Raw genomic sequence first — 15,355 nt, 5'->3', positions numbered from 1 at the left:
AAATAGAGGGCTGGTTTTTCTATTATATAATCTTTTATCATAAAATTTATTTATTAATGATATGAACTTGATATTATATTTATGATTCTTTATAATGGAATAGGAGGTGTTTATGCGATTACACAAATTTTTATTTATTTTTTTAATGATTTTTATTTTAGGTTCTTGTTCAGATGAACCAACGACTTTAGAAGTAACTGACCAACTTACTCAAATATCTACCGAAGAACCAACGACAGATCTAACAACAGACTTAGCCAGTGTTAATGTCAATCTTCATTATTCTGAAGATCATGTAGAAGTCTATGAAACTAAGATTGGTGATACCATCTTTTTACCAGTCTTGACCCATGAAGAACAATATCATTATGTGTTTGCTGGTTGGTCTAATGGTGAGGATTTGTTTTTAGGTTATGAAATTGTTACAGAAGATATGACAAACTTAGAACCAGTGTTTAACTTGATTAGGGATGTATTTTCTTTGCAATCTCCTGGTATTGAAGGTGCTTATATAGGTGAATCAACAACCTTAGTGATTCCAGCTTTTTATGGGGCTTGGAATAATTTTCAAGAAGGTGATATTTTAAAAGATAGAAATGATATAGAAAAACTATTCATTCCTGATACAATTACCTTTTTACCTGATTTATCTAAACAAACGAATTTAAAACAAGTGATATTCTATGAAGTTGATTTAGTCAATCAAATCATTGGCTTTGTTCCTAATAGAGACAATCCAGCTATCCATGAAGTGAATGGATTGAAAATTCCTTTAGGCTATATGCCTAAACATATAGTCAAAGATACTTTAAGCAACCAATGGATTCCTTGTAAACAAGTATCAAGGTATTGCATAGATACAAGTATCGTCTTTTCACAAAAGGAAGCAGGAAAAGAAGCTTATTTTTATGCCAATGTTGAAACAGAAAATGAAGCCTATAATCGCTTTGAATTTTCTCATGTTTGGCAACCAGACTCTGTCAATTTAAGTATTCAAATTGATGAAGCTTCTTTTACAGAAGATACAGCTTTAAAAGTATATTTCTTAGAAGGATTATCGGCCAATAATGATCAAATAAAATCAATTCTAGTCTTTGATTCATCAGATGAAAGTTCCTATGATTCATACGAACAAGGATTATATCAAGTAGATTTAGCAAATCATCCTGATTTAATGTATGGCGTAAGTAATTATCAAATGTATTTTACCATTGAGTCTGAATCTATGGGTTCAGTTGGTATCAATTACATTAGTCTTCAAGCCAAGTTAGATGATGCATATTATGGGAATATGATTTATGAAGATGAAATATATTTATTATATGCCAAAGACTATGATTTATTTTCTTTTACCGCAAGCTATGAAGAAGTTGATCAAGTCTATGTTTATTCTGGATCAAAAGAAATGGTCGGAGGACAAGCTTTAGCGGCGTCTTTTACCTTAAATGGTTATCAAGTAGCCTATAGAAATGAAATATATCGTGTTTTAACTCAAGTTGAGTTTAAAAATTATACAGAGGATTGTACTTATATGGATGGTTCTCCTATTGATTATGATAATCCTCAAGCAGGCGAATTAAATGATGGTTGTATGGTAATGGATATCGTTGAATATTATTCAGTGACTGTCCCTGGTCAAGGTGTATATTATTCTTATGGTGTTCATATTCTCGAACACTTATATAAAGGTTATGAAGAAATGACTGTAGAAACTTTTGATCAATTTGATGATTTAGATTATTTATTGTTGCCAATATATTTAAGAGAAGAAGAATAAATTAAATTAATATTTTTGAGAAAATCCTCCTTGGTCTTTGTATATATGTGCACAAGACAAACACAAGGAGGATTTTATTATGAAAAAATTATTAGCATTAGTCATATTAAGCTTGTCAGGAATCGCGTTTTTATCTTGCTCAAGCGACCCAATTAATGAGTCTCTAAGTATAGGCGAATTATCTAGTAAAGATTCACTAGCCACCCTATCTTATTTATCAAGTGGTTTCCTAAGTATGGAAGCTAAGGATTCAACAGCACAAACAACAAAATTATCTGTTGAAAAACAAACTTCTTTTACAGATGAAACATTAGATGAGGTCAATGAATATTTTTCTTTATTGAAATCATTTATAGAAAATGGACCTGAATCATTTGCTCAAGTTCAAGATCAAACATCTGATAGACCTGAATATGATTATTTATTAGTCATGGGTGTTCAAGACAATCAATATCTATTGTATTATAATGTAGACGTTGTTAATCAAGAAATCACCGGTATCTTTATACTTGAAGGTGTCGAATATGAAATTATTGCTCATTCTTCTTTAAATGATTTTGGTGATTTTAACTTAGTTGATGAAGAAAACACTGAAGAAGCAACTGAAGTTGAAACAGAAGAACAAACTGAAGTTGAAACAGAAGAAACAACTGAAGTTGAAACAGAAGACGAAACTGAAGTAGATACAGAAGAAGCAACTGAAGTTGAAACAGAAGAAGCAACACAAGAAGAGAGTAAAAGTTCTAATCCTACAGAAGAACCAACACAAACTTCATCAACATCAAATCTAGGATTATCTCTATTAAGTGAAGATGATGACGACGATGAAGATGAAGAGGATGAAGAAGTTAAAAAAGAAATGACTTTGATAGCTGTGAATGGTGAAGATACAATTAGAATATCTTATGAATTCAAGTCTGAAGAAGATGAGGAAAAAACTCAATTTACCATCTCTAAAGATATTAACGGCCTTTTAAGTGAAATTCAAGTAGAAATCAAAGTTGAAAATGACGAATATAAAGTTGAAATACTTGATGGCTTAGATTCATATGAGTTTAAAATGGAGTCAGATGATGATGAAGTTGAATATAAGTTAGAATACAATGTTGATGGTGTCGAAGGTGAAATCAAAATTGAAGAAACCATGGATGATCAAGGAAATCTTGTTTATCGTTATGAAATTGAAGAAGATGGAGAAAAACGCATTATAGATAAAGAAGATGAATTTGATGATGAAGATGACGACGATGAAGATGACGACGGTGAAGATGATGACGATGAAGATGACGATGATGAAGTGACAGAGGAAGAGGAAATTTAATAGAATCTTATACCCTAGAGAAATCTAGGGTATATTTTTAAAAATTATTGAGAAAAAATAAAATATATATTGTATATATATGTGATACAAGCAAGTGGTTATATCCAAGGCTTTATGATAGAATATTACTTAAGGAGAGAAGCCATGGATGACATTCAAATCATAAAACAAATACTTGCTGGAAATAAGAATGACTATGCATTATTGATGGATCGATATTATAAAGAACTTTTCAAGTATATTTATAATATGACTTCTTCTTATGAAAGTACAGAAGATTTATTACAAGAAATATTTATGAAAATTTATAAAAATTTACATAAATTTAACAATGATAAAGCATCTTTTAGAACATGGATTTATCGGATATCAGCCAACCATACTTTAAATTTTTTAAATAAAAAATCAAATAAATTTAATCAATATACCTATGAATATGATGATTCCATCAATCAAGGAAAAGATGACGTTGAAGAAAAATCCATTAAAGAAGATCAAATTAACCGTATTATCAAAGCAATGGAAAAAGTATTAAAACCAAAACATTATCAAATCATGTCCCTACATTATTTTTCTGATTTATCTGCTAATGAAATTTCAGAGACCATGGGGGTGCCATTAAAAACAGTATACAAGGCCATTAAATCATCTGTGGAAAAGGTGAAGAAGGAGGTGGAGAGCAATGAAATATAATAGAGATATAGATGAACATAAAATTCATGAAGCTAAAATTAGAAACATGGACTATGTTCTTAATCATATTGAAGAAAAGAAAAGTATTTTTTCTATCTTCACTCAAGTTAGATTTAAACTAATTTTATCAATTTTCTCTTTCATTATAATGATAGTCATAGGAATTTCATTGTTTGATCAACCTGATAAACCTCAACCAAACCCTGTGGTATCTGTGGTTGAAATGAGTCATGAAGACCAACAAAAAATTGTGGAAACAACTTATCTTTCAGGAAATATTATTGTGAATAGCTTACAACCTTCAATAAGCGCTATGGCTTATTATGAATTGAGTACTAAGTTTAAAGATTATTCTCAAAGTTTTGATCAATATTTTCAAATGTTAAAGCCTTTTATTGACCAAGAAGACTTTTCTACTTTTGAAGTTATAGAACTTGAAGATGATACTTATGATTATCAAATTAATTATCAAGTTCAAGAAGAAACCTATTCATTTAAATATTCGCATTTAAATTCAACATCAATTATTGGGCAAATGATTGTTAGAGATATCACATTAAATGTCACTGGTAAAATAGAAAAAGATGATGAGTCTTTAGAGGTTGAAATCTTAGCTGAATCTGGACAAGACTATATCAAAATAGCATATGAATCAAAGATAGAATCAGATGAAAGCAAAAAAGAATATCAAATAGAAGAAATGATCAATGGTATATTTAGGAATATAGAAATTGACTTAAAGTATGAAAATAATGAAGTCAAATTAGAAATGATAGAAAACGAAAACTCTTATGAGTTAACAAAAGAAATTGGTGATACAATTACCTATAAACTAGAATATGATATTGATGGTGTTGAGGGTGAAGGAAGAATTACTGAATCTATTGTCGATGGACAAATCATTTATCGTTATATGATTGAAGAGGGTGACATTGAAGAAGAATATGAATTCGATGATGATAAAAAAGCTAATGAACCTAAAGATGATGATATTGATGACGAAGATGATGATGACGAAGATGATGATGAAGATGAAAATGACGTAGATGGTGAAGATGAAGAAGAAGATGAACCTTCAAGTCAAGTCACTGAAAACACCGAAGATGAATATAAAGAAGACAAAGACAAAGATGACAAAGAAGACAAAAGCAATAATGGTAAATAAGGTATGACAATCTCGCTAGCGAGTTGACATAAATTCCTCTTAAAAACAGAAATTCCTATTTGGGATTTCTGTTTTTTCATCTTTGGATTGATTATTGAAATATATTTATTTTTAGGTTATAATATGGCTGGTGAAAGGAGCGATTTATGAAGTTTTTAAAAGACAATCAAATTTTAGATATAGCTGAAGCTAAGGTTAAAGATGCCAAAGATTTATTGGTGTTTTTAAGTCAAGTCCAAGAAGAAAATGAATTTATTGTACTTAAGGATTCTGGTTTGCATAAAACTCTTGAGGAACAAGAAACTTATTTAACTGAATTAAAGAATAAAGTTACCTCAAAACTATTTATTGGAAAAGTGAAAAATCAAATCGTTGCCAGTGGAGGTATCTATCATAGAGATAAGTCACTCGAAGGTAATGTTGTTTTAGATATTAATGTCTTGAAGGACTATTTAGGTATAGGGACTGAAGAACATATGTTAAACCACGTGATTAATTACGCAAGGATCACTACTGAAATTAGAAGCATTGATATCCTTACTACTGATAAGAATAAGAATCTAATCGGTATATATCAATCAATTGGCTTTAAGTTAATTGAACATGATGATATTTCTTTAAAACCAGATAAGGACCAATTGGTCTATCGATTGGTCATCAAATAAGATAAAATTAATAAAAAGTAAAAAGGATAATGAAATAATAGTTTTTATTTGATATAATACTATTAAGATAAATAAAAAAGGAGGAAATAATATGCAAAAATATGTTTGTGACGTATGTGGATATATCTATGATCCTGAAATAGGAGATCCAGATGGCGGGATTGAAGCTGGAACAGCTTTCGAAGATATTCCTGAAGATTGGGTTTGCCCTGAATGTGGAGTGACTAAAGAAAACTTTAGCCCATTAGACTAAGAAAATGAAAAACTTCTTTAAAGATTTTCGCGCCTTTATCGCTAAAGGTAACGTATTAGATTTAGCAGTTGCATTTATCATTGGTGCTGCATTTAATGCCATCGTTAAATCATTGGTCAATGATATTTTGATGCCTATTGTGAGTTTAGTGTTCGGTAAAGATACAACCAACCTTTATTGGGTCATGAAAGGTTCATCTGCTTTTAATCCAGTGACTGGAGAGACAGTCTTTAGTGAAAATGCCGTTGTGATGTATTATGGAAACTTCATAAATGAAGTGATTAACTTTTTCATCATTGCTCTGACCATTTTTGTGATTATTAGAGTTTTCTCTAGAATTCAAGGAAGATTGGATGGGTTAAAACAACGTATTTATCCAGATAAAGAAGAAGTGAAAGAAGAATAAATTAAGGATAAGCAGTTTTTACTGCTTATTTTTTTTTAGTTTGAAGGTAGATTAGGTCTTTTGTGGTATAATAAAATTAATATAGTTAAGGAATAAATATGAAAGAACGATTTAATAAAATTTTTTATCATTTTAAAGAAACCATAGGACACTTTGGATGGTTTACTTTAGTGTTGATTCCAATTTTCATAATCATTAATTGGAGTTTTTTTTCTACGTCTAATGCACAAAGACAAGCCATAGAATCAAAAAATCTCTCTACGGCGACTCAAGAACTCAACAATATTGATTTATATATTACGACACATTTAGAGTCTGTTCATAATGATATTCATGTCATTTTAGAAGCCAATGAGACCTCTAAATATTTAGCAGATTCTACAAGTGAGAGTTTAATTGAATTTAGAGATTTGGTTTATCGGATAGCTTCTAATAAAAAAGCTTTTTTACATTCATCTTTAATCGATAGTGATGGTCAAGAAATATTTAGAATTACTAGAGATGGTGAATCATTAATCATTGAAGAAGAAAGTGCATTAAGATCCTATAATCAAGAAGACTATTTCTCTGTAGTATCTTCTTTTGACCATCAAGTATTATTCATAAGCGGAATTGAACTTGTGAATGACATACCTATTCTAACCCTCATAGCTCCCGTTTTTAATAATGATGAGTTAATTCATTTTATTAAAATAGATTATTTAGCTGATTCTTTTTTATCGGTTTTTAGTCTTTATTCTTCTAATAATAATTATTTATCATTAGGTATGCTTAATAATCAAAAGATATGGCTTATTGATCAAAGTAGCCAATCTTTATATCAAGAAACTAATAGTCAAAAAATCAATGAATATATTAATTATATTGAGGAAGATCCTTATACGCCATCAATTAAACTCAATTTTCATGGAGATGATGACCATTATTATTATGTTTTAGATGAAGCAGGATTTATTATATTTTCAAGGATAGATATGGATTCTGCCATAGCGACCAGTCAAAGTTTATCATTAAAATATCCGTGGATGATCTATATAATCAATATTATGTCTTTAATTTTTATTATGTATTTTGCCTATGTCATCAAAAGTAAAAGTGCAGATAAAATCTTATTAAACGCAAACATGTATTTATCTGATAACAATGTTGATGGGGTGATGATTACTGATAAAGACATTCGTGTTCACTATGTTAACCAAGCATTTGAAAGTTTTTATGGTTATAAGATTGAAGAATTAATCCATAAAAATCCAAGAGATGTGATTGGAGAAACAGGTTTACCTATAGATTTCCAAATGAGAGAATATAATAAATATTTTGAAGGACATATTTGGAATAAAACGAAAGATGATATTAGAATATTAAAGTATTTAAGAATTAAGAATGAATCGACAACTTCAGGAAAAATAAGACATTACATAGGGATTTATTCTGAACCTAGAATAGAAATAGATGATTATGTAAAATATTCAAAAGTTAAAGATCAAACCATTAGTGAAATTTCAAAAGTATTTATTAATTATGATTTTAAAATAGATCAATCCATGTTAATCATGGTAAAAATCCATCCTGTTGATATCTATCATTTTGCTAAATTTGTAAAACGTAAATTGGATAAACAAGCTATTATTGCGGTACCAAAAAATAATTATTTAATGATTTATTTAAACCAAGATAAAGACTTACAAGAAGATACGATAAATCAAGTTGATCAACTCATTGATCAATATAAGCACTTGCCAGATTCTGACCACACCATAAGTCAAACAGTGGTTGTTTCTCAAGCCAGTGAAAAGCTTAGGTCCATTAGTGCTTTAATAGATTCTATATTTACGGTTTTAGAATTATCAAAACATAAACCTCAATTAAAACACCATCATTATACAAATGAAATGAAGGATATTTTAATTAGAGAAAAAGAAATCCAAGAAGAACTCGACTCAGCCTTTACCAATAAGGAATTTTATATTGAATATCAAATTCAAAAGTCTTTAATTGATAATTCTTATGTAGGCTGTGAAGCCTTAATAAGATGGAACAATAAAAAGTTGGGTATGATAGGACCTAATGAATTTATACCCATTATTGAAGATAGTTTTTATATCAACCAGTTAACCATTATGGTGGTTCAAAATGTGATTGATGATTTGAAAAAATTCTACAAATCCTTGCCTGAAGGATTTAGGGTTTCTATTAACCTAAGTAACTTTGATTTTAATAATGCTCATATCATCAATAAGATTACTGAAATCATTGAAAGTTCAATCATTCCAAATCAATATTTTGCCTTTGAAATCACTGAAAGTAACTATTTAGACAATATAGAGAAAACCAATAAAATATTAGATGACTTACATAACAAAGGATTTGTGATTGCTATTGATGACTTTGGTACGGGATATTCATCCATTAATTCTTTAAGATCTATCCATGTTGACCAAGTAAAAATAGACAAAATATTTATTGAAAACTACCCAGAGAAAGACCATGGTCAAATGTTTAGAACCATTGCTCGATTAATCCAAGGGTTAAATAAAGAAATCATAGTAGAGGGTACGGAAAGTAAAGAACAAGTCGATTTTTGTAGGGCTTGTCAATGTGAAATGATTCAAGGATATTATGTGTCGAGGCCAACAGACATTCAAACCATGATCGATAGATTTATACTTGCTGATGAGGGAGAGAAAAATGCTTAATCAATACTTCATCCAAATCACCTTAGAAGGACTTTCTTTAGGGTTTGTGATTGGAATGGTCTTAGTCAGTATTTCTTTCTATGCCTACTTAATTTATGAAAAAAAGCAAAATAAAAGAGAAAAAATCGATGATTTTTCTCCTTTAAGAGTGCTTGAAAACTATGAAGGCATGGCTTTTTCTTGTTTAATCAATGAAGAATGGACCATGACTTATGTATCTTCAAATGCTTATAAAATATTTGGTTATACCAGTGATGAAATATTACAAGGAAAACATATAACTTATAGTGATATCATCCACCCTAAGTTTAGGAACTTTGTAAGAGACAAATATATTGAAGCTATTCATAATCATCAAGACATTCAATTAGAATACATGATAATTGATAAAGACAATCAAGAAAAATGGGTTAGGGAAGATGGTCATATAATTTATGATTCTCTTGGAAGACCCTTAGCCATTGATGGTTTTATCTATGGTATCGATTTTTATAAAAGGATGCTAGCAGATAACAATCAATATAAGGCAAAATATCAATCCTTGTTTGAAGACTTAGATTTTCCTATTGTTGTGATTCAAGAAAATCAAATCATTGATATTAACCACTCAGCCATTAATTTCTTTAGGGCATCATCAAAGGATCAAATCTTAAAGATGAAACCTATAGAAATGATTGATGAATCATATCATGACTTATTTAAATCAAGATTTGCTAGACTCCAAGAAACGAAAACGTCTAATTTATCTACCCTATATAAATTAAAAAGATTTGATGGAACAAGTGTCATAGCCAACATTGAAGGTGTTCCTTTCTTTGAGGATGGACAAATGTTTGTTAATGTATTAATCTTAGAAAAAGATGACGAAAGAGCATTTTCTCAAAGACTACTTAAAACAGAAAGAAGAAACCGTGATTTAATCTTATACATGCACGAAGGGTTAGCGGTCTTTCAACCCATACCTGATGAATTGGATGCTAAGTTAGTCTATGCTAATATGAAATTTTCTGATTTGTTATATGATCAATTTAAGAATTTAACCTACCATAAATTTAGCAATTTATTTGATCTTTTAATTAAAGAAAATTATCAAGAAATATTTAATCATCAAGATGAAAAACCCTTGGTAAAAGAAATATATCAGCCTACAAGCAAGAAGTATTTACAATGTCTTTTTTACTATAACAATGAAAAAGAATTAATTGTGCAAATGACCGATGTCACTAAAGAGAAAGAACTTATTCGTAAGTATCAAGAAGAAAAACAAACCTTAGATGAAATCTTAGAAGCAACTGATACCATGATTTGGACATGGGATCGTTCAAAAAACAAACTTATTTATGAAAAACGTACTTTTGATATTTTAGGTTATGATTATGATGATCAAGAAATCACCAACCCAGAAAAAATCATGAATTATTTCCACCCTGATGATAGAACAATCTTATATCAGCAATTGACCTCATATTTTAAATGTGAAATTCCTTATTTTTCTGTAGAAGTTAGAATTAGGGACGCTATGGGGAATTATCGTTGGTGGATGGTTAGGGGTAAGGCAGTTCAATTGGTGGATAATATACCCCTTATCATATCTGGAACTTATCAAGATATTACCCACCATAAGTTAAAAGATGAAGAGATTAAGTTCTTGTCTATGCATGATCAGTTGACGAAACTATATAATTTAAGAGCCTACCATGAAAAAATGGATGAGTTAGACCAAGATAAGTTTTTACCTATATCCTTGGCTATTATTGATGTCAATGGTTTAAAAGTATTTAATGATGCATTGAGCCATTCTGTGGGTGATGATTTACTTGTGAAGACAAGTAATGTCATGTCATCATTTGCCAAGGAATCGGATGTATTAGCTAGGATTGGTGGTGATGAGTTTGTCATGATTATGCCAAACACACCTATAGAACATGCGGAAACAAGATTTAAACTTATAGAAGAAGCCTTAAGCGAAGAAAGAGTTGCTAATATACCTATTTCCATATCTTATGGCGTCGAAGTTAAGTTTAACCAAAGATTTACCTTACATCAAATTAAGGATATGGCAGATTCAAAAATGTACCAACAAAAGTTTTCAGGTAAGGACACAAGATTAGAGATCTTAAAGAGTATTCGCCATGAATTCTTTAAACAAAATCCTTTTGAAGGAAAAGTAGTCAATAAAGTTCATGAACTATCCATGAAATTATCTCATTATTTAGATCTTGATCCTGAAACTAGGTCAGTGATAGAAATCGCAAGTCAATATTATAATATCGGGATATTCTCTATTAGGAATGAAATATTCAATGAAGAAAGAAAATTTGAAAAATACGCTGAGATAGAATACCGTAAACATGTAGAAAATGGATATCGAATTATCTTAGCCACTTATCGTAATGAAAGAATAGCCATGGCTATTTTGCACCATCATGAAAAGTTTAATGGTTTAGGTTATCCTGCTAAGTTAGAAGGACATAAAATTCCTTTGGCTTCAAGAATGATATCGATTGCGGCGACTTATTCAAGAAGAATGTTATTGGGTGAGTCAAAAGAAAATGTCTTTTCTTATTTAGAAGAAGAAAAAAATATATCCTTTGATCCAGAATTGGTCGATGATTTTATAGGAATGATAAAAAGCGAAGCTTAAAATGGATTAAGCTTCGCTTTTTTCTTTGATTATAATTTCATTTTGATAATCTAATAAATATTGACCCTTGGCCTTTAATTTGTCATTAACCATTTCTCTAGCAATCATGGATTCTATATGATGTTGGATAAATCTTTTTAAAGGTCTGGCACCATAAGAAATATCATAAGCAGATTCTAGGATATAGTCTTTTAATGAAGAAGTAAAGTTAAATTCTAATTGATGTTCTTTGAGTCTAGTCTCTAATTCTGCAAGTAATTTATCAACGATTTGATATTGAACTTCTTTAGATAAAGGATTAAATACGATAAGTTCATCAATACGATTGATAAATTCTGGTTTAAAGTTTTCTTTAACCATAGATAAGACCTTGTTTTTACCATCTTTTTGGTCTTCAACTAAATATCTTGAACCTAAGTTTGAAGTCATGATAATAATGGTGTTTCTAAAATCGACGACCCTACCTTGTGAATCTGTTAATCTACCATCATCTAGTATTTGTAATAATAAGTTAAAGACTTCACTATGGGCTTTTTCGATTTCATCAAATAAGACAATTGAATAAGGTTTACGACGAATGGCTTCTGTTAGTTGTCCGCCTTCATCATAACCTACATAACCTGGAGGGGCACCGATCAGACGAGAGACAGAGAATTTTTCCATATATTCTGACATATCAATTCTTACGATGTGTTTTTCACTGGCGAATAGTTGTTCAGCTAGGGCTTTAGCTAGTTCGGTTTTACCGACACCAGTGGGTCCTAAAAACATAAATGATCCAATGGGTCTATTTTCGTTTTTAATACCAGCACGTTGTCTAATAATTGCATCACTCACTAATCTTATTGCTTCATCTTGACCAATGACTCTTTCTTTTAAGTGTTCATCTAAGTGGATGAGTCTTTCTTTATCACCTTCCATAAGTTTAGTGACTGGAATATTGGTCCATTTAGCAACCACTTCAGCAATATCTTCTTCACCAACAGATTCTGATATTAGTTGATGGTTTTCATTCTTAGTCATGCTTTCAATATTTTGTTCTAGTTTAGGAATGATTGAATATTGAAGTTCTGCGGCTTTTGAATAATCTGAATTGTTAAAGGCGTTTTGTAAGTCGTTTTTTAAAGAATCTAATTTAGTTTTTAACTGTTTAACTTCATTCAGTTCAGATTTTTCTTTTTCCCATTGTTTTCTAATGTCTTTTTCTTGTTTTTTATATGATTTTAATTCATCATTTAATAAGGATAATCTTTCCTTGGAATGAGCATCTATTTCTTTCTCTAAGGCTCTTTTTTCAATTTCTAGTTGCATGATTTTTCTGGTAATGTTATCGAGTTCAGCTGGCATTGAATCTATTTCCATACGAATAGAAGCAGAGGCTTCATCGATAAGATCAATGGCTTTATCAGGTAAGAAACGATCAGTGATATAACGGTTTGATAAGATGGCTGCTTGAATGATGGCTTCATCATGGATAAAAACGCCATGATGGGTTTCAAATTTCTCCTTAAGTCCTCTTAAAATACTGATGGTATCTTCGATAGAAGGTTCTTTAATAATGACTCTTTGAAGACGTCTTTCTAAGGCAGAATCTTTTTCTATATATTTTCTGTATTCATTAAGGGTGGTTGCGCCGATGGTATGTAATTCGCCCCTAGCCAACATAGGTTTAAGCATGTTAGATGCATCCATGGCTCCTTCAACCTTACCAGCACCAACAATCATGTGAATTTCATCGATAAATAGTATGATTTGACCATCAGAAGCCTTGATTTTGTTTAAGACAGCCTTTAATCTTTCTTCAAACTCACCTCGATACTTAGCTCCAGCAACTAAGGCGGCTAAATCTAGTTCATAGATGATTTTGTCTTTTAAAGTCAGTGGAACATCCTTATCAACGATTCTTTTAGCCAAGCCTTCAACAATAGCTGTTTTACCAATACCTGGTTCACCAATGAGTACTGGATTATTTTTTGTTCTTCTTGATAAGATTTTTATAATCCGTCTAATTTCTTCTTCACGACCAATGACAGGATCTATTTTTCCTTCTTTAACTTGGTCATTAATAATCCGACCAAATTTTTCTAAAATATCTTGGTCTTGGTCATAATTCATATTAGCTTGCATAAGATCACTTCCTTTATTATGAAACGTTTTTATTCCATCTATATTATATAACAATCAATTAGCAGAGTCAATAGAAGAGTGCTAATAAATGAATGGTTGTAATTTGATTTTATCATTGATATAATGGTTGTGTTGGAGGTTTATAATGGAAAAAATCAAAACAGATTTACTGGTGATAGGCGCAGGACCTGGGGGTTATGTGGCTAGTATTTATGCAAAAAAACAAGGTTTAAATCCAATTCTCATTGATAAAGAATGGGTTGGAGGGACTTGTTTAAATGTTGGTTGTATTCCTACCAAGTCTTTGGTAAGATCGAGTGAACTATACCATGATTTAATTAATGAAGATTTAGGTATTGAATATGACTCTTTAAATATCAATTTAAAAAAAGTCATTGCTAAGAAAAATGATGTTAAGGACCGCTTGGTTGCGGGTATAGAGTTTCTGTTAAAGAAACATGATATTCAAGTCATTAAGGGGCAAGCATCTTTTATTGATGATCATGTGGTCAGGGTCAATGACCATGAAATTCAAGCAGATCATATCATCATCGCCACAGGTTCTAAGAGTAAACATCTTCCTATCCAAGGAAAAGAATTGATGATGGACTCGAGACAAATTTTAGATCATGACCAATTGCCTAAATCAATGACAGTGATTGGTGGCGGTATTATTGGGATGGAGTTTGCTTTTATCTATCAAAATATGGGTGTTGATGTGACAGTCATAGAGTTTTTACCTAGGATTTTACCTGGTATTGATAAGGAGTTGGCACAACGTTTAATGCCTTATGCCAAAAAAGCAGGTATGAATATTATCACAAATGCTAAAGTTGTTAAAGTTATAGAAGATAAGGGAATAAAAAAAGTTTATTATCAAAAAAATGATCAAGAAGCTTTTGTGGAGGCAGACTTGGTTTTAGAAGCCATTGGCCGTGGACCACAAATGGAGGGTCTTGCTTTAGACAATACAAGTATAGACTTTGACCATAGAAGTGGTATTTTAGTTAATTCAGCCATGAAGACCAATCTAGATCATGTATACGCTATTGGTGATGTTAATAATATCATGCAACTGGCTCATGTAGCATCTCATCAAGCTTTTGTGGCAGTTGATCATATTTTAGGTAAAGATGCCCACTTTGATAAAACCAATGTACCTTCAGTGATTTTTACTTCACCTACGATTGCGACGGTTGGTATCACTGAAGAAGAAGCTAAAGAGAAAGCAATAGACTACGAGGTCATTAAAACACCTTATTCAGCCAATGGAAAGGCTTTAATCTTAAATGGGGATAAGGGTTATATTAAATTATTAAGACATGCAAAATCAAAACAATTGATAGGAGCGATGATTTTAGGTAAAGAAGCAGAAAATCTAATTGCGACTTATACCTTAGCCATTCAAAATCATTTAGAGGCTAAAGATGTATATGAAACCATCTTTGCCCATCCTACCATTCAAGAATTGGTTCATGAATCTGCCTTAGGCTTGGATGGATTGGCAATACATTATATAGAATAAGCGAATTTCTTCGCTTATTTTTTTTGGTTAATGCAAAATCTTGTCAATCGTATCTATGCAGTGGTATAATAAAATTGAGGTGA

The 15,355-nt window shown here is 30.7% G+C and carries 11 protein-coding genes; 10 read left to right on the top strand and 1 reads right to left on the bottom strand.

The window, feature by feature from the left end:
- Positions 1-112: 112 nt before the first annotated feature.
- From HF295_RS02515 to HF295_RS02475, 9 genes are all read left to right on the top strand, one after another.
- Complete coding sequence (locus HF295_RS02515) at positions 113-1,777, top strand: hypothetical protein (protein WP_312032277.1); 1,665 nt, start codon at positions 113-115, stop codon at positions 1,775-1,777.
- A gap of 79 nt (positions 1,778-1,856) precedes the next feature.
- A complete protein-coding gene (locus HF295_RS02510) occupies positions 1,857-3,098 on the top strand; it encodes a hypothetical protein (protein WP_312032276.1) in 1,242 nt (413 codons plus the stop codon).
- Between the two features lie 144 nt (positions 3,099-3,242).
- Complete coding sequence (locus HF295_RS02505; protein WP_312032275.1) at positions 3,243-3,791, top strand: RNA polymerase sigma factor; 549 nt, start codon at positions 3,243-3,245, stop codon at positions 3,789-3,791.
- Entirely contained in the window at positions 3,781-4,956 is a 1,176-nt protein-coding gene (locus HF295_RS02500; protein WP_312032274.1) for a hypothetical protein, read from the top strand. The genes HF295_RS02505 and HF295_RS02500 overlap by 11 nt, the downstream gene beginning before the upstream one ends.
- Before the next feature lie 146 nt (positions 4,957-5,102).
- Positions 5,103-5,621 carry a GNAT family N-acetyltransferase gene (locus HF295_RS02495; protein WP_312032273.1) on the top strand — a complete coding sequence of 173 codons (519 nt, stop codon included), beginning with the start codon at positions 5,103-5,105 and terminating at the stop codon, positions 5,619-5,621.
- A 91-nt stretch (positions 5,622-5,712) separates the two neighbouring features.
- Complete coding sequence (gene rd, locus HF295_RS02490; RefSeq protein ID WP_312032272.1) at positions 5,713-5,874, top strand: rubredoxin; 162 nt, start codon at positions 5,713-5,715, stop codon at positions 5,872-5,874.
- 4 nt (positions 5,875-5,878) lie between these two features.
- Positions 5,879-6,280 (top strand): large conductance mechanosensitive channel protein MscL, encoded by a 402-nt coding sequence (mscL, locus tag HF295_RS02485; protein ID WP_312032271.1) that lies wholly within the window; start codon positions 5,879-5,881, stop codon positions 6,278-6,280.
- A gap of 98 nt (positions 6,281-6,378) precedes the next feature.
- Positions 6,379-8,976, top strand: a complete 2,598-nt coding sequence (locus HF295_RS02480; protein WP_312032270.1) for a sensor domain-containing phosphodiesterase — start codon at positions 6,379-6,381, stop codon at positions 8,974-8,976.
- Positions 8,969-11,620: a PAS domain-containing protein gene (locus HF295_RS02475; RefSeq protein WP_312032269.1), complete on the top strand. Its 2,652-nt coding sequence runs from the start codon at positions 8,969-8,971 to the stop codon at positions 11,618-11,620. Before HF295_RS02480 ends, HF295_RS02475 begins: the two co-directional genes overlap by 8 nt.
- 6 nt (positions 11,621-11,626) lie before the next feature.
- On the opposite strand, the gene HF295_RS02470 is transcribed toward HF295_RS02475, so the two are convergent.
- A complete protein-coding gene (locus tag HF295_RS02470) occupies positions 11,627-13,747 on the bottom strand; it encodes an ATP-dependent Clp protease ATP-binding subunit (RefSeq protein WP_312032268.1) in 2,121 nt (706 codons plus the stop codon).
- Positions 13,748-13,892: 145 nt separating this feature from the next.
- Between HF295_RS02470 and lpdA the strand changes: the two genes are divergently transcribed.
- Positions 13,893-15,272: a dihydrolipoyl dehydrogenase gene (gene lpdA, locus HF295_RS02465; RefSeq protein WP_312032267.1), complete on the top strand. Its 1,380-nt coding sequence runs from the start codon at positions 13,893-13,895 to the stop codon at positions 15,270-15,272.
- Positions 15,273-15,355: the final 83 nt, after the last annotated feature.

Source organism: Hujiaoplasma nucleasis (assembly GCF_013745115.1).
GTDB classification, from domain to species: Bacteria; Bacillota_I; Bacilli_A; order Izemoplasmatales; family Hujiaoplasmataceae; genus Hujiaoplasma; species Hujiaoplasma nucleasis.
Note: the sequence above shows the minus strand (reverse complement) of the source record. Positions and strands in the feature narration are given on the sequence as shown.